Source organism: Pseudomonas piscis (genome assembly GCF_009380155.1).
Taxonomy (GTDB): Bacteria; Pseudomonadota; Gammaproteobacteria; order Pseudomonadales; family Pseudomonadaceae; genus Aquipseudomonas; species Aquipseudomonas piscis.
On sequence record NZ_WHUV01000004.1, the window covers coordinates 65,782 to 85,465 of the forward strand.

A 19,684-nucleotide genomic window follows, 5' to 3' on the forward strand; every position below is an offset into this window, starting at 1 on the left:
CCGAGTTGATTCTTCTTGCTGAAAAAATGGAGTTTTTATGAGCACAGTTAGTCCGCAAATCACCGACGCCGTGACCCAGAGCAACGTCAAGGTCGTCGCCGAGGCCCCGGCTGTTTCCATGGGTACTGTCTACCAGTCCATGGGCCAGTCCGTGGCCATCCTGTTCCAGAACTCGGTCTCGGCACAGCAGCAGCAAAACACCCTGGCGCAAGCCGCGACCAACCAGGGCGTGATGCAGATCTACACCGTCGATACCACCGCCGGTGCAGCAACCGCCGAGAAAGTCGCCCAGGGCGGTGTGGTCGACAACCTGACCAGCCTGTTGACCGTGCTCAAGTCGCTCAACAGCTGATCGTCCCCCTGGCAACATGCCAGCGCCCCCGCTGTCTTCCGGCAGCGGGGGCGTTGTCTTTAGGGCGTGACGTTGATCCGAAAGTTTTCGCCTTGGGGACGTTTACGTTCTTTTTTTCGAACGGCCTATTGTCCTTTTACCCCCTTTGCTCCTAGGATTCGTTTGAGATTTCAAACGCTCTTGCCTGGGTGTCCAAGCGCACGTCTATCCTTGTGTGCGACATTTTTCATGCTTCGACCCAGTGAACGATTTTCCTGACGGCAGCTTTGCCTCGGATCGTTGAATGCGCTGCCGCGCTCAATGGCCGACAAGGCGCCTTTTTTACAATCACAATTTGCCCCGCGTATGCGCGGTGCTGTTAAGGAAGCCGACATGCAGCTCAAAGACGCCCAGTTGTTCCGCCAACAAGCCTATATCGATGGTGCTTGGGTGGATGCGGACAGCGGCCAGACGATCAAGGTCAACAACCCTGCCACCGGCGAAATCCTCGGCACCGTGCCGAAGATGGGCGCCGCCGAAACCCGCCGCGCCATCGAGGCGGCCGACAAGGCCCTGCCGGCCTGGCGTGCCCTGACCGCCAAGGAGCGCGCCACCAAGCTGCGCCGCTGGTATGAGCTGCTGATCGAGAACCAGGACGACCTCGGTCGCCTGATGACCCTGGAACAAGGCAAGCCACTGGCCGAGGCCAAGGGCGAGATCGTCTACGCGGCGTCCTTCATCGAGTGGTTCGCCGAAGAAGCCAAGCGCATCTACGGCGATGTGATCCCCGGCCACCAGCCCGACAAGCGCCTGATCGTGATCAAGCAGCCGATCGGCGTGACCGCGGCCATCACCCCGTGGAACTTCCCGGCGGCGATGATCACCCGCAAAGCCGGCCCGGCCCTGGCCGCCGGTTGCACCATGGTGATCAAGCCTGCTTCGCAAACTCCGTTCTCGGCCCTGGCCCTGGTCGAGCTGGCCCACCGTGCCGGCATCCCGAAAGGCGTGCTGAGCGTGGTCACCGGCAGCGCCGGCGACATCGGCGGCGAGCTGACCAGCAACCCGATCGTGCGCAAGCTGTCGTTCACCGGCTCCACCGAGATCGGTCGTCAACTGATGGCCGAATGCGCCAACGACATCAAGAAGGTGTCCCTGGAACTGGGCGGCAACGCGCCGTTCATCGTGTTCGACGACGCCGACCTGGATAAGGCGGTCGAGGGCGCGATCATTTCCAAGTACCGCAACAACGGCCAGACCTGCGTCTGCGCCAACCGCCTGTACATCCAGGATTCGGTCTACGACGCCTTCGCCGAGAAGCTCAAGGCCGCCGTGGCCAAGCTGAAGATCGGCAACGGCCTGGAAGAGGGCACCACCACCGGCCCGCTGATCGACGAAAAAGCCGTGGCCAAGGTCCAGGAACACATCAAGGATGCCCTGGACAAGGGCGCCACCCTGCTGGCCGGTGGCAAGCCCATGGACGGCAACTTCTTCGAGCCGACCATCCTGGTCAACGTGCCCAAGGGCGCGGCCGTGGCCAAGGAAGAAACCTTCGGCCCGCTGGCGCCGCTGTTCCGCTTCAAGGACGAGGCCGAAGTCATCGCCATGTCCAACGACACCGAATTCGGCCTGGCCTCCTACTTCTATGCCCGCGACCTGGGTCGCGTATTCCGTGTGGCCGAGGCCCTGGAATACGGCATGGTCGGGGTCAACACCGGCCTGATCTCCAACGAAGTGGCGCCGTTCGGCGGCATCAAGGCTTCGGGCCTGGGTCGCGAAGGTTCCAAGTACGGGATCGAGGATTACCTGGAAATCAAATACCTCTGCCTGGGTATCTGATCCGGTTTCAAGCGCGCAGGGCACGAGAGCGCTGTCCCCGCGCGCAGCTTTAAAACCGCACTATTCAAGGTGGCCCGGGACCACGGCGGCAGTCGATCATCGCATGCTGCCGCCGTCGCCTCCCCGCCCCGCAACCCTTGAACCGCACCGCGGCCGCCGCGGTGAATGAGGACACTATGAGCAAGACCAACGCATCCCTGATGAAACGCCGTGAAGCCGCCGTACCGCGTGGCGTGGGCCAGATCCACCCGATCTTCGCCGACAGCGCGAAGAACGCCAGCGTCACTGACGTCGAAGGCCGCGAGTTCATCGATTTCGCCGGCGGTATCGCCGTGCTCAACACCGGTCACGTACACCCGAAAGTCATCGCCGCGGTGACCGAGCAACTGAACAAGCTGACCCACACCTGCTTCCAGGTCCTGGCCTACGAGCCCTACGTTGAGCTGTGCGAGAAAATCAACGCCAAGGTGCCAGGCGATTTCGCCAAGAAAACCCTGCTGGTGACCACCGGCTCCGAAGCCGTCGAGAACGCCGTGAAGATCGCCCGCGCCAGCACTGGCCGCGCCGGCGTGATTGCCTTCACCGGCGCCTACCACGGCCGCACCATGATGACCCTGGGCCTGACCGGCAAGGTCGTGCCGTACTCGGCCGGCATGGGCCTGATGCCAGGCGGCATCTTCCGTGCGCTGTACCCCAACGAACTGCACGGCGTGAGCATCGACGATTCCATCGCCAGCATCGAGCGCATCTTCAAGAACGACGCCGAGCCTCGTGACATCGCCGCGATCATCATCGAGCCAGTGCAGGGCGAAGGTGGCTTCTACGTCGCGCCGAAGGAATTCATGAAGCGCCTGCGCGCCCTGTGCGACCAGCACGGCATCCTGTTGATCGCCGACGAAGTGCAGACCGGCGCTGGCCGTACCGGCACCTTCTTCGCCATGGAGCAGATGGGCGTCGCCGCCGACCTGACCACCTTCGCCAAGTCCATCGCCGGTGGTTTCCCGCTGGCTGGCGTATGCGGCAAGGCCGAGTACATGGACGCCATCGCCCCAGGTGGCCTGGGCGGCACCTACGCCGGTAGCCCGATCGCCTGCGCCGCGGCCCTGGCCGTGATGGAAGTGTTCGAGGAAGAGCACCTGCTGGACCGCTGCAAAGCCGTGGGCGAGCGCCTGGTGACCGGCCTCAAGGCCATCCAGGCCAAGCATCCGGCAGTGATCGGTGAAGTTCGTGCCCTGGGCGCGATGATCGCGGTCGAGCTGTTCGAGAACGGCGACAGCCACAAGCCGAACGCCGCCGCCGTGGCCCAGGTTGTGGCCAAGGCCCGTGACAAGGGCCTGATCCTGCTGTCCTGCGGCACCTACGGCAACGTCCTGCGGGTGCTGGTGCCGCTGACCGCGCCGGACGCGCAACTGGACAAGGGCCTGGCCATCATCGAAGAGTGCTTCGCTGAGCTGGCGTGACCCTCGGGCCTGAAGGCCCGCTGTGCAAAAGCCGCTGGCGCCTCCCGGGCCCAGCGGCTTTTTCTTGCCGGCGATTCAGTCGCCGGCCAGCCAACCGGCCAAGCGTCGCTGGACCTCGGGGTCGAACAGTTGGTGGCGATCCATCCACTCATCGTTGAATACCGTGTCCAGGTACTTTTCCCCGCCATCGCAAACCAGGGCGACGATCACGCTGTGTGCCGGGCAATCCTGGGCTTGGCGCAGCGCGTGGTAGATCACCCCGCCGGCGGAGCCGCCCACCAGCAGGCCGTGATGGCGCGCCAGGTAGCGGGCGGTTTCGAAGGCTTCGGCATCGCTGGCTTTCAGGCCGCGATCGATCAGCGGGTAATCGATCAGTGCACCGATCTCGGCGCCTTCCGGCGTACCGGTGCCGGACTGCAGGTAGGGTCCGCCGGGGCCGCCGAAAATCACCGAGCCTACCGGCTCCACGCCCACCACCTGCACCTGCTGGTGATACGCCTTGAGCGCGCGGGCGGTGCCACACAAAGAGCCGCCGGTGCCGACCGCGCCGAACAGGTAATCCAGGCGCCCGTCGAGGGCCTCCTGCAGCTCCTGCGCCAGGGCCCGGTAGCCGTTGGCATTGGCCGGATTGTGGTGCTGCTGGGTCCAGTAGGCGCCCTGTTCCCGGGCGATGCGCTCGGCGGTGGCGTCACGGTCGGCGGTGGCCAGCCCGCCCTCCGCGCTGCCGACCCGCACCAGCTGGGCGCCGAAGGCCTGCATGCCGCGCAGCTTGTCGACGCTGGAGTGATGATCGACCACTGCGGTAAAGCGGTAGCCGCGCTCGGCGGCGATCAGCGCCAGGCCCAGGCCGGTGTTGCCGGAGGTGGACTCGACGATCTGCCCGCCGGGCAGCAACAGGCCCTGGGCTTCGGCTTCGTCGATCATCTGCCGGGCCATGCGGATTTTCGCGGTGCCGGTGGGGTTGAACTGTTCGAGCTTGAGCAGCACGCGGCTGCCGTTGGCGGTTTCATGGAGCTGGAGCAAGGGAGAAGCGCCGATCAGCTCGGAAACCTGGTGCTTGATGACGCAAGCGGATTGTCGCGAATGCATGGGGATCTCCAGGGAGTGAGCGGCCAGGCAGTGCTGCCGGACCGCGCAGGTGGATTCAGCGCAGGGTTTGTACGGCCCGTTGCAGGCCGGCGAGCAAGCGTGCGTTGTCGTCGGGCCGGCCCAGGGTCATGCGGATGCAGGTTTCATAGCCTGGCTCGCGCCAGGCCTTGATGATCATGGCTTGCTCCAGCAGGCGCCGATTGACCTCCAGGGCATCGACCCCGGTGTCGATGAACAGGAAGTGGGTGCGCGAGGGCGCGACCTGGAAACCGGCCGCGCCCAGTGCCTCGATCATCGGTGCCCGCACCTGGGCGGCGAAGGCCCGGCTGCGGGCCACATGCTGCTGGTCGCCGAGGGCTGCCAGCGCCGCCTGCTGCGCCAGTTGGTTGATGTTGTAGGGCGTGCGCACCCGATCCAGGGCGGCTACCAGGCTGGCATCGCTGGCAATCCCGTAGCCCACCCGCAGTCCGGCCAGGCCATAGGCCTTGGAGAAGGTACGCAGGACGATCCAGGGCCGATGCTGGGCGCGCAGCAGGCCCAGCACCTCCGGAAAGTCCGGGTCGGCGCAGGCGTACTCGTAGTAGGCCTCGTCGATCACCAGCAGGGTGTCGCTGGCGCTCGCATCGATCAGTTGGACCAGGGTCTGCTGGTCGAAGATGGTGCCCAGGGGGTTGGACGGGTTGCTGATCAGCAGCATCTTGCTTGGCCCGGCCAGGGCACTGCGCCAGGCGCCGAGGTTGCAGGAAAAGTCCGCATGCGGCGCGACCTTGGTTACCTGCGCCGCCATCATCAGGGGAAAGATCTCGTGCAGGCCGAAGCACGGTGACTGGGTCACGACCCGGTCGCCAGGGTCGAGAAAGGCCAGGCACAGCAGCTCCAGCAGATTCTCCGAACCGTTGCCGATGATCAGCTGGGCAGGGTCGGTATCCAGCCGCTCGCCCAAGGCCCGGCGCAACGCCAGGCAGGCAGGGTCGGGGTACAGGCCGAGGAGCTCCGGGCGATAGTCGCGCAGCACCGCGAGGGCTGCCGGCGCCACGCCCAACGGGTTCTCATTGTTGCTGAGCTTGAGCAGTGGCTGCCCGGCGCAGTGCTGCGCCACCTGCTCCGGGTCCGCTCCGGGGTCGTACAGGGGCAACGCCTGGACGCTGGGTCGCAGCAGCTTGAGGACAGCGGCGGATCGATCGCGGGTCATGTCGGTTCCTTGGCAGCATGGATGCCGCCTGCTTGGGTTTGGCTGGGATGACGTTGGGCCAGCAGGGCCTTGATCTGGCGCTCGAACGACAGCACCAGCAGCACTGCGGTAGCAGCGAGGCCGATGGCCAGGCCGATCCAGATGCCGAAGATGCCGTGGGCGCCGAGCACGCCCAGCCCGTAGGCGGCCGGCAGGCCCACCAGCCAGTAGCCGTACAGGGACAGGCGAAAGGGCCCGGCCGTGTCGCCCAGGCCCCGCAGGATGCCGTTGCCGATGTTCTGCGCAGCATCGAAGAACTGCAGCAGCGCGGCAATCAGCAGGCCACTGGCGGTCAGGCTCAGCACCTGCTGGTTGGTGGCCTGTTCGGCGGAAATGAACAGCGCCACGATCTGCTGCGCGAACAGCAGGTAGAGCAGCGCGAACAGCAGCATCAATGCGGCACCGACCACCAGACCCATGTGCCCCAGCTGGCGGGCGCGGTGGTACTGGCCGGCGCCATGGGCTTCGCTGATGTGGATCGAGGCGGCGTGGGAGACCCCGGCCGAAAACATGAAGACGATGTAGATGATCTGGTTGAGCACTGTTTGTGCCGCCAGCGCCTCCATGCCCAGGGTGCCGATCAGCAGGGTCAGCACGCTGAAGAAACCGGCTTCCGACGCATAGGTGCCGGCAATCGGCAGGCCGAGCTTCCACACCGCGCCCAGGGTTGCCCAGGAGCAGCGCAGCTGCTTGAGGTCCAGGTACTGCGCGAGCTGGCGGTCCTTGAGCACCACCGTGAGGAACATCAGCAGCGACAGCAGGAACACCAGGCTGCTGGTCAACGCCACGCCCTTGAAGCCAAGGGCCGGCAGGCCGAGCTTGCCGAACACCAGCCCGTAGTTCAGCCCGGCGCTGAGCACGATCGATACCAGGGTAATGGCCAGCAGCGGCCCCGGGCGCTTGAGGCCGACGGTGAAATGCCGCAGGGCCTGGAACCACAGGCAGGGCAACAGGCCCGGGGCGATGACGGCGAGGAACTGCACCGTGTCCCTGGCCACCTGCGGGTCTTGCCCGAGCCAGACCAGGGGCCGCTCCAGGAGCAGCAGCACGGCGATGAACAGCACTCCACTGAGGGTCGCCCAGAACAGCCCGGCCACCAGCAGCTGGCGGATCTGTCCGTGGTCCTGGCGTGCGTTGGCCTGGGCCACCAGGTTGCTGACGCCGGTCACCAGGCCGGTGCCGGTGGTGCGCAACTGGTTGAACAGGGCCAGGGCCAGGCCACCGGCGGCGATCTCCCGCGCACCCAGGGCGCCCAGCACCACGATGTCGATGGTGGTCAGGGCGACGTGGGCCAGGTTGGTGAGGATCAGTGGGCCGGCCAGCAACAGCAGCGGCAGGAATTCCTGGCGCCACGGCGATGGGCTGCGGGAAGTCGGGCTCACCATAGCTTGACCCTCTGCCCGCGCCGGCTGGCCAGGGCCAGGTCCGCCAGGTAGCGCCCCAGGGCCACGTCGGTGACTACCATGCCGCTGTTGTAGGCGAACACGATATCCCGCTCATGGCGGCGTGCTGGGGCGTGGCCGAGGAGGATGTCCGGCAGCTGTGCGTCCATGTCCGGCAGGCTGCCGTCGGCGGCGGCCAGGTCGGCGCTGGTGACACGCATCTGCGCGCTGTCGGTGGCGATGCGGTAGTCGGCGCCGTGCAGTACATCGGCATCGATGCCATAGCCCACCAGCACCGCCACGGCCCCGGGCTTGAGCCAGGCCCGCCTGACCTGCTGGCGGGCGGTCAGGCCGGCCACGCCGAGGATGATGTCGGCCTGCGCAGCAGCCTGTGGCAAGTCTTCGACCACCTCGACCTCGCGCCCCGGGCAGTGGCGCCGGAGGTTCTCGCGCACCGCCTTGAGGCCGTCGGCGTAGTGGCCGTAGACCTGCAGGCGTTGCAGCCCGGGCAGGGCGGCCAGGAGCATCGGCAAGGCGATCTGCCCCTGCACGCCGCTGCCGACCACCAGTGCGGTGCGGGCGTCGGGGCAGGCGGCCCGGGCCATCAGCGCCGAGGTCGCGCTGGTGCGCATCGGCCCCAACTGGGCCACGTCCATCAAGGCGATGGGCTGGCCGCTGCGGTCGTCGCAGAGAAAGATGAAGGAGTGGAAGCGGTAGGCCTCGCGCTGGCGCTGCGGGTCATGCTCGTACACCACCTTGAAGCCCAGGGTCTGGCTGGCGCCGTCGCGTCCCACCATCGAGTAGCTGATGGAGCGCTGGTCCGCCGGCTCGACGATGGTCTTCAGCGGGTTCTGCGAGTCGCCATTGCGCAGGGCGACATAGGCCTGTTCCACCACCCTGAGCACATCCTCGTGGCGCACCCCGAGGTCTTCCAGGTCGGCCTGTGCAAGCACCCACAGTTCGCCGGGCGCGGCGTATTGCGTTGAGCTGTTCATCCTGACTCCTTGTTGACAAGCAAAACCTCACGCCAGCCCATCGAGCTTCCAGCGCAGGGTGGGGCCGTCGAGTTCGATGACGACCTTGTGGGGCAACCGGGCCTCGTGGAACGGCGACTCGTTGGAGTCCATCTGGTAGCCGGCGGTGTTGAGGTAGATCAGCAGGTCGCCGGGGCGCACCGGGTGGTCGAAACGGATCTTGCGCCAGGTCAGCATGTCGGACTCCAGGCAGGTCGAGCCGCCCACGCAGGCGAAGAAGGGGGCGGCCGGGCGCGGCTCGGTCGGGAGCAGCAAGGGTTCGGGCAGGAACTCGCTGTTGAACCACTGCTCGGAGAGGCTGAAGCTGCTGCCCTGCACGGTGACCACGGCATAACCGTCATCGCGCTCCTTGACCCCCTGGACGCGAAAGACGCTGATGCCGGCCTGGTCGAGCAGGGCCCGGCCGGGCTCGATCAGCAGTTCGATGGCGTCTCGCTCGGCCTTCTGCGCCAGGGTCATGGCTGCCTCCACCGGGGTTGCGAGAATGTCTGCCAGGGCGTCGCTGGCGGCACGTGGCGCGCCGTAGGGGTAGAAGCCGCTGAAGGTGCGGGCACCGTGGTAGTGGCTCGGTCGATCCTGCTGGCGAAAGCGAGCCCAGGCCTCGGGATTGACGTACCGCACGGCAAAGCCGCCCCCCAGGTTCACGCGCCGGCAATGTTCCAGGCCCGCCGCGCGGGTGCTCGCGCAGAGGTCGAGCAAGCGATTGGCGGCCTGGGCGCGCTGCTCGCTGGAGTAACCGCCGAGGTGGAAACAAAACCCCGTCAGGCATAACCAACGGGGATGCTCCCGGCACAGTGCGATGGCCTCTGCGCACTGCCCAGGATCGAGGCCAAAGCGGCTCTCGGGCTGGCTCTCGGGGCGATAGCGCAGCAGTACCCGGGCTTGTTGTTCACGGCTGCGCGCCAGGTGCAGCAGGCGCTGTAGCTCGTTGGGCGAATCGACCGCCAGCAGGCACTGGTGGCTCAGGCACAGTTGCAGCAGGCGATCACTTTTCTCCGGGCCGGAGACACCGATGGCGTGGCCCGGTACGCCGCCGCCCAGGGCTTTTTCCAGCTCGCCGACGCTGGCCACATCGACGCCGATGCCCTCCTGGGAGCAGGCCTGGATCAGGCAGTCGGCCTTGTTGGCCTTTTTCGCGAATAGCAGCGAGCCCCGGGCCGGTGCCTGCTCGAAAGCGCGCCGGAACCGGCGGATGTTCTCCACGAACACCTGCGGCAGCATCAGGTGCAGGGGCGAACCCAGGCCCTGCACCAGCTCGCGCAGGGTTGCCGGGTGCTGGCGCAGCAAGTCGTCGACGTGGGTGTGTCGCAGGCTGGTCAGCGGGGCGGAGGGTTGGGGAGCGTTGGCGCGGGACGGCAGGTGCATGACAGGCGTTTCATCCTTGGCAGGGACGCGGGCGTCGGCAACCGGGTGCCGACGCCGTGTCAGGTCAGAATTCGAAGCGCGCCGAGAGGAATATCTCGCGTTCGCGACCCACTTCCAGGCCACCCTGGTAATAAGTACTGGCGTAGTAGTAGGTGTTGGTCAGGTTCTTGCCGTGGAGCCGATAGGTCACTGGCGTTTCGCCTAGTCGGGTGCGGTAGCTGGCACCTGCGTCGAGCAGGGCGTAGCCGGGGATGTAGCCGCTGTTCTGGGCGTCCACCGGACGGCTGCCGACCAGGCTCAGGGTGCTGTCCAGGGACAGCCCGGGAACGCTTTGCAACTGGTATTGGGCACCGAAGGTCCCCTTCCATTTCGGCACGCCTTCGGTGCGCTTGCCGGCGACGCTGAGGTCGTCCACGTTCTCCAGGCGGGTTGCCAGGTAGGCCAGGTTGGCGTCCAGGGTCAGCGAGTCGGTGGGCCGATGGCTGAGGTTCAGCTCGATGCCGCGATGGCGATACTGGCCTTTGCTGACGAAGGTATTGCTGGTGTCCAGGTAACTGGCATTGCGGCGGATCTCGAAGAGCGCAAGACCCAGGTTGGAACGCGAGTCGAGCTCGGCCTTGAGCCCGACTTCGTATTGCTCGGACTCGATGGCATCGGTGGGCTGGTTCTTGTTGGTGGCATTCCAGGGCGCGTAGTCGCCTTTTTCCAGGCCGCGTGAATAGCTGACGTAGGTCATCAGGTTGTCCAGCGGACGGTAGATCAGCGCACCGCTGGGAACGAACACGTCATGGCGCTGGGGCAGGGCGGTGGCCGACAGATGATCGGCGCGGTACCAGATGTAGCGCCCGCCGAGCAGTACCTGGAATTGTTCGTTGAGGGACACCAGGTCGCTGGCGAAGACCGAGCTTTCCTTGATCCGCGAGACGAATTCGATGTCGTTCTCCGGGCCGAAGTGATGCTTGGGCGGCTGCACCGGGTGGCGGATGTTGCCCACCGAAACGTCGCTGACGCGAACGCCGGGATTGGCGCTGTTGATATCGTCCCAGGCCGGGCTGCGGTCCTTGAACTGCTTGTAGCCGGTGCCCAGGAACACATCGTGGTAGAGGCTGCCGGTGTTGAACTTGCCGGCCAGGTAGGACTGCAGCGACCAGGTGCTGAACACCTCGCCACGGGAAACGTAGAGGTCGGCGGTGCCGATGTCGCCATTGGGCTGGATGTTGAACAGGTCGTTGTAGCCGCCGTGGCGCTCGACTCGCGAGTAGTTGGCCTGGGTGATGGAGGTCCAGTTGTCGCTGAGGGTGTATTCGAACTTGGCGTCCAGGTTCTTGCCCTCGGTCTGGTGGCGAAACCAGGAGCCGGTAAGTAGGTCGCGACGGTTGATCTTCGGTGGCCTGACGTAGCTGGAAGCATCCAGTGGATTGGCGCGGTGGCTCTGGTCGGCCCGCAACAGGGGGTCGGCCACCGTGGACTTCCACGACCAGTCGCCGTTGAGCTGTAGCAGCGCACGTTCGCTCAAGCGCCAGTCGGTGGCCAGGCCGATGAACTTGCGCTCCATGTCCCGGGCGTGATCGTAGTCGCCGTTCTTTTCGTAGCCGGCATTCAGGCGGTAGCCGAACGCGCCGTCGACGGTGGAGTTGCTGTTGTCGATGGCGATGTAGCGTCCGGCCAGGGACGAGCCCTGGACCGTGAGGTTGAGCAAGGGATCGAGGGTCGGGCGCTTGGGGATGTAGTTGATCGTGCCGCCAGGGGAGTTGATCCCATATAGGAATCCCGACGGGCCCTTGAGTACGTCGATGCGCTCGACGTACTCAAGGGGGAAGTCATGGTGCGGGGCCAATGCCAGGCCATCGCGGCGGATGGTATTGAAGTTGTCCATCGCAAAGCCGCGCAGGCGGAAGTTGTCGAAGCCGCTGCCGGCCGAGGCGCTGAGGATGGAGGGATCCAGGCTCAGCACATCGACGGCGGTACGCGCCGACGAATCGGCGATGGTCTTGGCGTCGTAGCTTTGAATGACCAGGGGTATTTCCATGGCCGTCTTGGCACCGAAGGCCCCGGCATTCACCTCGTAGGCCTCGTTGAGGGGTGGGGCGAGGATATGGCTGGTGTCCAGGCTCAAGGATGCGGCCTTGCGTTCCTCGGATACCTCCTGCGCTTCGACGGTGGACAGGCTGCAACAGGCAGAAAAGACGCCGGCCAAGACCGTGCATGCACACCGTGGAGCTGATCCGTACAACTGGTTCATCTGTAATCCCTTAACTCGACGGAGCATGAAGTTCGCCGCTATCCAGCCCGCTGCCTTGCCCTGGCTCGCCGATGAGCCTTGCATTGTTGCCGAGGCCAAAACCGCGCTGGCGGCAATCCCAATTGTGAGAACTGTTCTCGAATGAAACATTATAACGTTTTTATTTTTCATGCAACGCCCACCCCCCGGCAGGCTATTCCAGGGCTTTGGTACGCAGGTTCGGTGATGGTGGTTGAAGTGCTGAAGAGCCGTTTGGCTAACACTTTTCCTGGTTTTTGCGGGGCGATTGGTGTTTTCGGCTGTATGAATCCGGCTGCTTTGACTAAGGTGCACCCATAGTTACCGGAGCGTGCCGCATGACCGCTGTTGATCTACCTGCTGTTCCCCGCGTGTTGATTGCCGAGGCCGATCCCTGGTCCCGCGACCTGCTCGAGCAAGTGCTGCTTAACGTGCGTTGCGATGCTCGCCTGGATCTGTGCGCCGACGGCCAGGAAGCCATGGACCTGCTCAACGCCAAGCCCTACGACCTGGTCATCGCCGACTGGGAGCTGCCAGGCATCGACGGCCTCTCGCTGCTGCGTGCGATGCGCCTGCGCAAGCGCAACCCGCCGCAGCCGTTCATCCTGCTCAGCGTGCGCAGCGACAGCGCCAGCGTGCGCGAGGCCCTGCCCCTGGCCCCTACCGCGTACCTGACCAAGCCCCTGAACATGGAAGGCCTGACCCAGCGCCTGCAAGGCTTGCTGCTGGACGCTGGCCAGGAGGTCTCCTGCGAGATCCCGAGCCTGACGCCCGGCACGACCTTGTACAGCTTTCTCGAACACCGCCGCGAACTGGCCGACGGTGCGCCCCTGCTGACCGACGTGCAACTGGCGGTCAAGCGCAGCCTGCATCCCGAGGGGCTGGACCTGCGGCTGCTGGAGGACGAAATCCGCACCGACCCGCAAGTCACCGCCGTGCTGATCGCCGCCGCCAATAGCGCCGCCCAGCACCATGGCGACGGTGTGCAGACCTTGTCCCAGGCCCTGCAACGGCTCGGTACCGGGCAGAGCATGAACCTGATCCTCGGCCTGACCCTCAAGCGCAGCGCCCGCCTCAGCGACCCGGTCCTGGCCGACTATGCCGAGCGCTATTGGGGGCTATCGCTGCACGCCGCCGAGTACGGCCGGACCCTGGCCCGCCTGCTGGACCTGGACCAGGAGCGTTGCTACTGCGCCGGCTTGCTGCACCGCCTGGGCGACCTGGCGCTGCTGCGTTGCCTGCAGGAGTGGAAGCAGGCCGGCGGCGAGCTGGACGACCAGGAAGAGATCGGCGATGCCCTGGAGCGCTATGGCGCGGCCTACGGCTCGGCCTTGCGTACCCGCTGGCGCATGCCCCTGGAGCTGCGCGAGCTGATCGCCGCGGTCTACCAGCTCGGTGGCGGGGTCTACTCCCGCGAAGCCCTGGCGATGAACCTGGCGGGCCAACTGGCGCACCTGACGCCCACCGAGGGCGTCGAGGAAGTGGCCCAGGGCAAGACCGCGCGGTTGCTGAAGATCGGCCTGCCGGAGCTGAGTCGCCTGCGCAAGGGTTGAGCGACCGCTGCGTTCGCATATCACCCGGTGACGATGCGGTTCTTGCCCTGGCGCTTGGCTTCGTACATCGCTGCGTCGGCCCGGGCGAACAGGCTATCCAGGCTCTCGTCTTCTGCCAGCAGGCTGGTCAGGCCCTGGCTGACCGTGATGCTGAAGACCTGGCCCTGGTGGCTGAAGTGCTGGCGCTGGATTTCTCGTTGCAGGCGTTCGGCCACCTGGCGCGCCATGTCGGCGGCGCAGCCGGGGAACAGCGCGGCGAACTCCTCGCCGCCGATACGCCCGAACAGGTCGCCCCGGCGCAGGGCGGCGCGTCCGCTCTCGGCGATGCGTTGCAGGACGATGTCGCCCTCGGGGTGGCCGTAGGTGTCGTTGATCACCTTGAAATCATCGATGTCCAGCAACAGGAAGGACAGGGGCGAGCCTTGCAGGCGGGCCTGTTCGAACTCGCGATTGGCACACTCGAAGAAGTGCCGGCGGTTGCTGCTCTGGGTCAGCGCGTCGGTGGTGGCCAGGCGCTGCAACTCGTTCTCCAATTGCTTCTTTTCGCTGATGTCCTCGGCGATCCCCACCACGATCAGGCGCTGCCCGGGTTCGGCATTGCGGTTGATGAAGCATTTGTCGCTGAGCCAGCGCACCTGGCCCGTGGCGTCGATGATGCGGTACTCGCGGTCTTCCACCGCACCTTTTTCCAGGACCTGGGCCAGGCTGCGCTCGGCGTATTCCAGGTCGTCGGGGTAGATGCTGTCGCGCCACTGGTTGTAGTCCGCCAGCAGCAGGCCGGCGGGGCGGCCGAAAATGCGTTCATAGGCCGGGCTGACGTACAGCACCTGGCGGCTTTCCCAGTCGAAGGCCCATAGCACGGCGTTGACGCTGACCAGCAGCGAGTTGAACAACTGCTCGCGTTCGGTCAGGCGGGCGACTTCGCCCTGGGCATGCATCAGGGCCATAAGGGTTTGCGCGGCCTCGGGCCACAGGGGAAGCGAAGATGGAATATCTGGATTCTTGTTGACCATCGGCACAATTCTCGAAGGGCGTGCCGCGTGGTGTTCGACAGCGGCTACAACCAAGCCCGCCTGGATGGCGAAGTGTTGCTTGAGATAGAGGATGGAACGCTAAGTTCCCGTGTGCTCCGGCGACGCGCCGGACGGTCGGCAGGCGCGGGTTGCGGGTGAGGCCGGAGGGAGTGGGCTCCCTCGCCACGGGCGTGGCGAGGGATGCGGGTCAGGCGGCGTTGGGGCGCAGGGAGTAGGTCTTGAGCTGGTTGGCGAAGTCTCGCAGGGACTGGATGCCGCTGGCCTCGGCCTCGTGGACCCAGTCCTTGATGGCGGCCAGCATGTCGTGGCCGTTGGAGCTGGTCTTGACCCAGATCTGCTGCAGCGCCAGGCGCTTCTCGTAGATCACCTTCAACGCCTGGCTGTGTTCCAGCATGTTCTGGATACGCAGGTGGTGGCGGTCTTCCAGCAGGCTGGTTTCCCGGGACAGCAAGCGCTTGGCGCGGTGGAACTGGTGGCGCACCGAGTGATCGACCTTGGCCAGTTCCTGCTTGACCAGCGGGCCGATCACCAGCTTGCGGTACTGGGCCATGATCTGGAAGCGGTTGTTGAGGATCGCCATGGCGGTGTCCATGTCCAGGTGGCCCTTGCCTTCGACCCGATGGGCGATGGGCGCCACTCGCTGGACCCTGGCCAGGCCCAGCAGGCTGAACAGCTTGATCCAGCCCCAGCCCATGTCGAATTCCCACTTCTTCACCGACAGCTTGGCCGAGTTGGGGTAGGTGTGGTGGTTGTTATGCAGCTCTTCGCCGCCGACGATGATGCCCCAGGGCACCAGGTTGGTGGCCGCGTCGCGGCATTCGAAGTTGCGGTAGCCCACGGCATGGCCCAGGCCGTTGATCACGCCGGCGGCCCAGAACGGGATCCACATCATCTGCACCGCCCAGATGGTGATGCCGATGGTGCCGAACAACAGCAGGTCGATCACCGCCATCAGCGCCACGCCACCGAGCTTGTAGCGGCTGTAGAGGTTGCGCTCGATCCAGTCTTCCGGGCAGTTCTTGCCGTAGATGCGCAGGGTCTCGGGGTTGCGCGCTTCCTCGCGATACAGCTCGGCGCCCTTGCGCATGACCGTGGACAAGCCCTTGATCACCGGGCTGTGCGGGTCGTCGGCGGTCTCGCACTTGGCGTGGTGCTTGCGATGGATCGCGGTCCACTCGCGGGTGTTCTGCGCCGTGGTCAGCCACAGCCAGAAGCGGAAGAAATGCTTGAGCCCGGCATTGAGCTCCAGGGAGCGATGCGCGGAGTAACGGTGCAGATAGACCGTGACCGCAACGATGGTCACGTGGGTCATCAACAGGGTGACTGCCACCAGTTGCCAGGCGGACAAGCCAAGTAAACCTTCATACCACATAGGCGATAAGGCCCTCGATAGAGAAAAAACAGCCCAGGCATTATCACTAAGCCCGGTGAGAAAACCAGTCGCCCTTTCAGATAAGAGTGGCGGGATGTTTCTTCCTCTATAATCCCAAACTTTTCGTGTGGAAATAGACGGGCTTATGTCGGTTTCTTATCGCAATGGCTTGCGTGCTGCGCTGCTCTACCTGCTGCTGTCCATGGCCTGGCTGCAGCTCAGTGGCTATTTATTGAGCAGTTTCTTCGATGGATCGATCGACCAGGTCCTGTGGCAGCAAGCCAGCTGCTATGCCTGGGCCCTGGTCAGCGCGGTGCTGATCTTCTTTGCCCGTGCCCGCTTGCTGCGGGTGCTGGGCGCCGATCGCTGGTTGCGCCACCAGCAGAAGGACCGCGAGCGCCTGCGCCAGGCCGCGGCGGTGTTCGACTGTACCCGCGAGGGGGTACTGGTGAGCGACACCCAGGGGCAGATCGTCCACGTCAACCGCGCCTTCATGGAGATCACCGGCTACCAGCGCGAGGAGGTGCTGGGGCGCCAGCCGAGCATGTTCAAGTCCGGCCATCATTCGGTGGATTTCTACAAGGCGATGTTCGGCGCGTTGCGCCAGACCGGCGAGTGGAGCGGCGAAATCTGGAACCGGCGCAAGAGCGGTGAAATCTATCCGCAGTGGCAGACCATCCGTGCGATCCGCGACGAGCAGGGCGAGCTCACCCACTATGTGGCGGTATTCTCCGACATCAGCGCGATCAAGGATTCCGAGCATGAGCTGGCGCACCTGGCCCACCACGATCCGCTGACTGACCTGCCCAACCGCCTGCTGCTCACCGACCGCGCCGAGCAGGCCCTGGCTTCGGCGCAGATCCACAAGCGCGGCTGCGCCATGCTGATGATCGACCTGGACCACTTCAAGATGGTCAACGACAGCCTCGGGCATAACGTCGGCGACCAGTTGCTCAAGGCTTTTGCCCAACGCCTGCGGGAGATGTTCGGCCCGGGCGTGACCCTGGCGCGCCTGGGCGGCGACGAGTTCGCCGTGCTGGCCGAAAGTTGCCCGCAGCTGGTACAGGCGGCCGCCCTGGCCCAGCGCATCCTCGATGGTCTCAAGGAGCCGTTCCAGCTGGACGGCCACCAGGTGCTGATCAACGCCAGCATCGGCATCAGCCTGTTTCCCAGCGATGCCCGCAGCGCCAGCCAGTTGCTGCGCAACGCCGATGCCGCGCTGTTCAAGGCCAAGAGCGCCGGGCGCAATGGTTATGCGTTGTACACCGAGGAGCTCACCGCCCATGCCCAGCAGCGGGTGGAGACCGCCTTCGAGTTGCGCCGCGCCCTGGACCGCCAGGAGCTGCGGGTCTACTACCAACCCGTGCATGATCTGGCCAGCAGTCGCCTGGTGGGCGTCGAGGCCCTGGTGCGCTGGCAGCACCCGCACCGGGGCCTGGTGCCGCCGGCGGAGTTCATCCCTATCGCCGAGCGCACCGGGATGATTGCCGAGATCGATGCCTGGGTCATGGGCGAGGCATGCCGGCAGATGTGCCAGTGGCAGGCCGAGGGCGTGGTGCTGTCGTTCATCGCGGTGAACGTCTCGACCCGCCTGTTCGCCCGTAGCGAGCTGTACCAGCAGGTGGCCCAGGTACTGCACGACACCGGGCTGGACCCGGCCTACCTGGAGCTGGAGGTCACCGAAAGCGCGCTGATGGATGACCCGGAAGTGGCCCTGGAACAGATGCATCGCCTGCGCGAGCTGGGCATCCGCCTGGCCATCGACGACTTCGGCACCGGCTATTCGTCGTTGCTGCGGCTCAAGCGCCTGCCGGTGCAGAAGCTCAAGATCGACCAGGGCTTCGTCGCCGGTTTGCCCTGGGACGAGGACGATGCGGCGATTTCCCGGGTCATCGTGGCCCTGGCCCAGAGCATGGGCATGCAGGTCCATGCCGAAGGTATCGAGCAGATGGAGCAGGCGCGGTTCCTCCTCGACCAGGGCTGCGATCTGGGCCAGGGCTACTGGTTCGGCCGGCCGATGCCGGCATCGCTGCTGGACTGGGACAACGCCCCGCAGATCCTTTGACGCGCCTGATGCAGCTGGCGGGCGCTGCGCACCCGGTCGCAGCCTCGCTACGCTCGACGGCGGCTACAGGTGCTTCGCGTAGCGGCCGCAAGAGGGTGGGCGCGGACTCAGGGGCCCGTAACTGCGCGCCCTGCCGAATAATTTCCGCTGGTTATATAAACATTCTTAAATAGTATTTTTAAGAATATCCCTGCCTATCTACTATTGCTCCACGCCACCCGCAGTGCCGCCACTGCACGGCACATCCCACTCAGGAGCAACACCATGAGCGCATCTCTACGTAGCGTCGACGGACAGGACGAAGCAACCATCTTGCGTGAAATTCAAAGTGCACTGCGGGACCTGCGCTTCGGGGCAGTGGAAATCACCGTGCACAACGCCCAGGTCGTGCAGATCGAGCGCAAGGAAAAATTCCGCCTGCAGCAACCCGGCAACAAGCCCAGCTGAATCGCGCGTCCCCCTCTCGCGAGCGAGAGGCCCGACTGGTCAACCGGAGGGCGTCACCCATGACCCCCAGTTCGTCCCCCAGCGTTCGCCCGCGAATGCGAGCCTGATTCGCCATAAGAAAAATGCCAGCACATTAGAAAATTTCGGGAGCTCTACCATGTCGTCGATTCGCCGTTATGCCCTGGCTGCCCTCGCCAGCGCCGTTTTTGCCGGTTCCGCCGTAGCCAAGGACTATGAGCTGCTCAACGTGTCCTACGACCCGACCCGCGAGCTGTACCAGGACTACAACGCCGAGTTCGTAAGCTTCTGGAAGAAGGAGCACCCCGGCGACAACGTGAAGATCCAGCAATCCCACGGTGGTTCGGGCAAGCAGGGCCGGGCGGTGATCGATGGCCTGCGCGCCGACGTGGTGACCCTGGCCCTGGCCGGCGACATCGACGAAATCGCCAAGCTCGGCAAGACCCTGCCGGCGGACTGGCAGCAGCGCCTGCCCGACGCCAGCACGCCCTACACCTCGACCATCGTGTTCCTGGTGCGCAAGGGCAATCCCAAGGGCATCAAGGACTGGGGCGACCTGATCAAGAAGGACGTCTCGGTGATCACCCCCAACCCGAAGACCTCCGGCGGCGCCCGCTGGAACTTCCTGGCTGCCTGGGCCTACGGCCTGAAGGCCGGTGGTAGCGAAGCCAAGGCCAAGGAGTACGTGCAAGAGTTGTTCAAGCACGTACCGGTGCTGGATACCGGAGCCCGAGGCTCGACCATCACCTTCGTCAACAACGGCCAGGGCGATGTCCTGCTGGCCTGGGAAAACGAAGCTTTCCTGGCGCTCAAGGAAGACGGTGGCGCCGACAAGTTCGACATCGTCGTGCCGTCGCTGTCGATCCTCGCCGAACCGCCGGTGGCGGTGGTGGACAAGAACGCCGAGAAGAAGGGCAACACGGCGATCGCCGAAGCCTACCTCAAGCACCTGTACAGCCCGGCCGGCCAGGAGATCGCGGCGAAGAACTTCTATCGTCCACGGGACAAGGACGTGGCGGCCAAATACGCCCAGCAGTTCCCGAAACTGGAGCTGGTGACTATCGACAAGGACTTCGGCGGCTGGAAAACTGCCCAACCGAAATTCTTCAATGACGGTGGCGTGTTCGACCAGATCTACCAGGCCCAGTAACAGGAGGAGCCACTCTAACCGCCATCGCTTGGAGCCCCGGAATCACTTCGGGGCTTC

17 protein-coding genes are annotated in these 19,684 nt (G+C 65.1%); 9 read left to right on the top strand and 8 right to left on the bottom strand.

Annotated elements, in window-relative coordinates; translation table 11 throughout:
• The first annotated feature begins 37 nt into the window (after positions 1-37).
• The 3 genes from GDH07_RS22215 to gabT all read left to right on the top strand — a co-directional run bounded on the left by GDH07_RS22215 (position 38) and on the right by gabT (position 3,627).
• Positions 38-352 (top strand): RebB family R body protein, encoded by a 315-nt coding sequence (locus GDH07_RS22215; RefSeq protein WP_022643486.1) that lies wholly within the window; start codon positions 38-40, stop codon positions 350-352.
• A 372-nt stretch (positions 353-724) separates the two neighbouring features.
• Positions 725-2,167, top strand: coding sequence for an NADP-dependent succinate-semialdehyde dehydrogenase (gene gabD / locus GDH07_RS22220; RefSeq protein WP_152898952.1), 1,443 nt, complete (start codon positions 725-727; stop codon positions 2,165-2,167).
• A gap of 176 nt (positions 2,168-2,343) precedes the next feature.
• Positions 2,344-3,627, top strand: a complete 1,284-nt coding sequence (gene gabT / locus GDH07_RS22225; protein WP_022643488.1) for a 4-aminobutyrate--2-oxoglutarate transaminase — start codon at positions 2,344-2,346, stop codon at positions 3,625-3,627.
• 75 nt (positions 3,628-3,702) lie between these two features.
• On the opposite strand, the gene GDH07_RS22230 is transcribed toward gabT, so the two are convergent.
• The 6 genes from GDH07_RS22230 to GDH07_RS22255 form a co-directional block, all read right to left on the bottom strand.
• Positions 3,703-4,716 carry a PLP-dependent cysteine synthase family protein gene (locus tag GDH07_RS22230; protein WP_152898953.1) on the bottom strand — a complete coding sequence of 338 codons (1,014 nt, stop codon included), beginning with the start codon at positions 4,714-4,716 and terminating at the stop codon, positions 3,703-3,705.
• Positions 4,717-4,771: 55 nt separating this feature from the next.
• On the bottom strand, positions 4,772-5,908 hold the full coding sequence (locus tag GDH07_RS22235) for an aminotransferase class I/II-fold pyridoxal phosphate-dependent enzyme (protein ID WP_152898954.1): 1,137 nt from the start codon (positions 5,906-5,908) through the stop codon (positions 4,772-4,774).
• On the bottom strand, positions 5,905-7,329 hold the full coding sequence (locus tag GDH07_RS22240) for an MATE family efflux transporter (RefSeq protein ID WP_218584747.1): 1,425 nt from the start codon (positions 7,327-7,329) through the stop codon (positions 5,905-5,907). Before GDH07_RS22240 ends, GDH07_RS22235 begins: the two co-directional genes overlap by 4 nt.
• The gene (locus GDH07_RS22245; protein WP_152898956.1) at positions 7,326-8,324 is read right to left on the bottom strand and encodes an ornithine cyclodeaminase; all 999 of its coding nucleotides are present in this window, start codon (positions 8,322-8,324) and stop codon (positions 7,326-7,328) included. The genes GDH07_RS22240 and GDH07_RS22245 overlap by 4 nt, the downstream gene beginning before the upstream one ends.
• Before the next feature lie 27 nt (positions 8,325-8,351).
• Complete coding sequence (locus GDH07_RS22250) at positions 8,352-9,728, bottom strand: alanine racemase (protein ID WP_152898957.1); 1,377 nt, start codon at positions 9,726-9,728, stop codon at positions 8,352-8,354.
• Between the two features lie 64 nt (positions 9,729-9,792).
• Positions 9,793-11,844 (bottom strand): TonB-dependent receptor, encoded by a 2,052-nt coding sequence (locus GDH07_RS22255; protein ID WP_178124105.1) that lies wholly within the window; start codon positions 11,842-11,844, stop codon positions 9,793-9,795.
• Between GDH07_RS22255 and GDH07_RS32370 the strand changes: the two genes are divergently transcribed.
• Genes GDH07_RS32370 through GDH07_RS22260 form a run of 3 tightly spaced genes read left to right on the top strand, consistent with a single transcriptional unit; the run spans position 11,831 to position 13,541 of the window.
• Complete coding sequence (locus tag GDH07_RS32370) at positions 11,831-12,115, top strand: hypothetical protein (protein ID WP_178124106.1); 285 nt, start codon at positions 11,831-11,833, stop codon at positions 12,113-12,115. The two genes, GDH07_RS22255 and GDH07_RS32370, sit on opposite strands and share 14 nt — an antisense overlap.
• Positions 12,112-12,309 (top strand): hypothetical protein, encoded by a 198-nt coding sequence (locus GDH07_RS32375; protein WP_178124107.1) that lies wholly within the window; start codon positions 12,112-12,114, stop codon positions 12,307-12,309. Before GDH07_RS32370 ends, GDH07_RS32375 begins: the two co-directional genes overlap by 4 nt.
• Before the next feature lie 17 nt (positions 12,310-12,326).
• Complete coding sequence (locus GDH07_RS22260; protein WP_152898959.1) at positions 12,327-13,541, top strand: response regulator; 1,215 nt, start codon at positions 12,327-12,329, stop codon at positions 13,539-13,541.
• A 20-nt stretch (positions 13,542-13,561) separates the two neighbouring features.
• Here GDH07_RS22260 and GDH07_RS22265 read toward each other — a convergent pair whose 3' ends face one another.
• Entirely contained in the window at positions 13,562-14,554 is a 993-nt protein-coding gene (locus GDH07_RS22265; protein ID WP_053132811.1) for a GGDEF domain-containing protein, read from the bottom strand.
• Between the two features lie 208 nt (positions 14,555-14,762).
• Positions 14,763-15,947 carry a delta-9 fatty acid desaturase DesA gene (desA, locus tag GDH07_RS22270; protein ID WP_152898960.1) on the bottom strand — a complete coding sequence of 395 codons (1,185 nt, stop codon included), beginning with the start codon at positions 15,945-15,947 and terminating at the stop codon, positions 14,763-14,765.
• Between the two features lie 145 nt (positions 15,948-16,092).
• Here desA and dibA point away from each other — a divergent pair, with 145 nt between their 5' ends.
• The 3 genes from dibA to GDH07_RS22285 all read left to right on the top strand — a co-directional run bounded on the left by dibA (position 16,093) and on the right by GDH07_RS22285 (position 19,627).
• On the top strand, positions 16,093-18,012 hold the full coding sequence (dibA, locus tag GDH07_RS22275) for a phosphodiesterase DibA (protein WP_022643502.1): 1,920 nt from the start codon (positions 16,093-16,095) through the stop codon (positions 18,010-18,012).
• A 264-nt stretch (positions 18,013-18,276) separates the two neighbouring features.
• Entirely contained in the window at positions 18,277-18,459 is a 183-nt protein-coding gene (gene oscA, locus GDH07_RS22280) for a sulfur starvation response protein OscA (protein ID WP_022643503.1), read from the top strand.
• A gap of 157 nt (positions 18,460-18,616) precedes the next feature.
• Complete coding sequence (locus GDH07_RS22285; protein WP_053132808.1) at positions 18,617-19,627, top strand: sulfate ABC transporter substrate-binding protein; 1,011 nt, start codon at positions 18,617-18,619, stop codon at positions 19,625-19,627.
• The last annotated feature ends 57 nt before the right edge of the window (positions 19,628-19,684 follow it).

Bases quoted from the DNA above. Each gene is read 5' to 3' on its own strand.
- GDH07_RS22215 (WP_022643486.1), top strand. From the start codon at position 38: ATGAGCACAGTTAGTCCGCAAATCACCGACGCCGTGACCCAGAGCAAC.
- gabD (WP_152898952.1), top strand. From the start codon at position 725: ATGCAGCTCAAAGACGCCCAGTTGTTCCGCCAACAAGCCTATATCGAT.
- gabT (WP_022643488.1), top strand. From the start codon at position 2,344: ATGAGCAAGACCAACGCATCCCTGATGAAACGCCGTGAAGCCGCCGTA.
- GDH07_RS22230 (WP_152898953.1), bottom strand. From the start codon at position 4,716: ATGCATTCGCGACAATCCGCTTGCGTCATCAAGCACCAGGTTTCCGAG.
- GDH07_RS22235 (WP_152898954.1), bottom strand. From the start codon at position 5,908: ATGACCCGCGATCGATCCGCCGCTGTCCTCAAGCTGCTGCGACCCAGC.
- GDH07_RS22245 (WP_152898956.1), bottom strand. From the start codon at position 8,324: ATGAACAGCTCAACGCAATACGCCGCGCCCGGCGAACTGTGGGTGCTT.
- GDH07_RS22250 (WP_152898957.1), bottom strand. From the start codon at position 9,728: ATGCACCTGCCGTCCCGCGCCAACGCTCCCCAACCCTCCGCCCCGCTG.
- GDH07_RS32375 (WP_178124107.1), top strand. From the start codon at position 12,112: ATGAAACATTATAACGTTTTTATTTTTCATGCAACGCCCACCCCCCGG.
- GDH07_RS22260 (WP_152898959.1), top strand. From the start codon at position 12,327: ATGACCGCTGTTGATCTACCTGCTGTTCCCCGCGTGTTGATTGCCGAG.
- GDH07_RS22265 (WP_053132811.1), bottom strand. From the start codon at position 14,554: ATGGTCAACAAGAATCCAGATATTCCATCTTCGCTTCCCCTGTGGCCC.
- desA (WP_152898960.1), bottom strand. From the start codon at position 15,947: ATGTGGTATGAAGGTTTACTTGGCTTGTCCGCCTGGCAACTGGTGGCA.
- dibA (WP_022643502.1), top strand. From the start codon at position 16,093: ATGTCGGTTTCTTATCGCAATGGCTTGCGTGCTGCGCTGCTCTACCTG.
- oscA (WP_022643503.1), top strand. From the start codon at position 18,277: ATGAGCGCATCTCTACGTAGCGTCGACGGACAGGACGAAGCAACCATC.
- GDH07_RS22285 (WP_053132808.1), top strand. From the start codon at position 18,617: ATGTCGTCGATTCGCCGTTATGCCCTGGCTGCCCTCGCCAGCGCCGTT.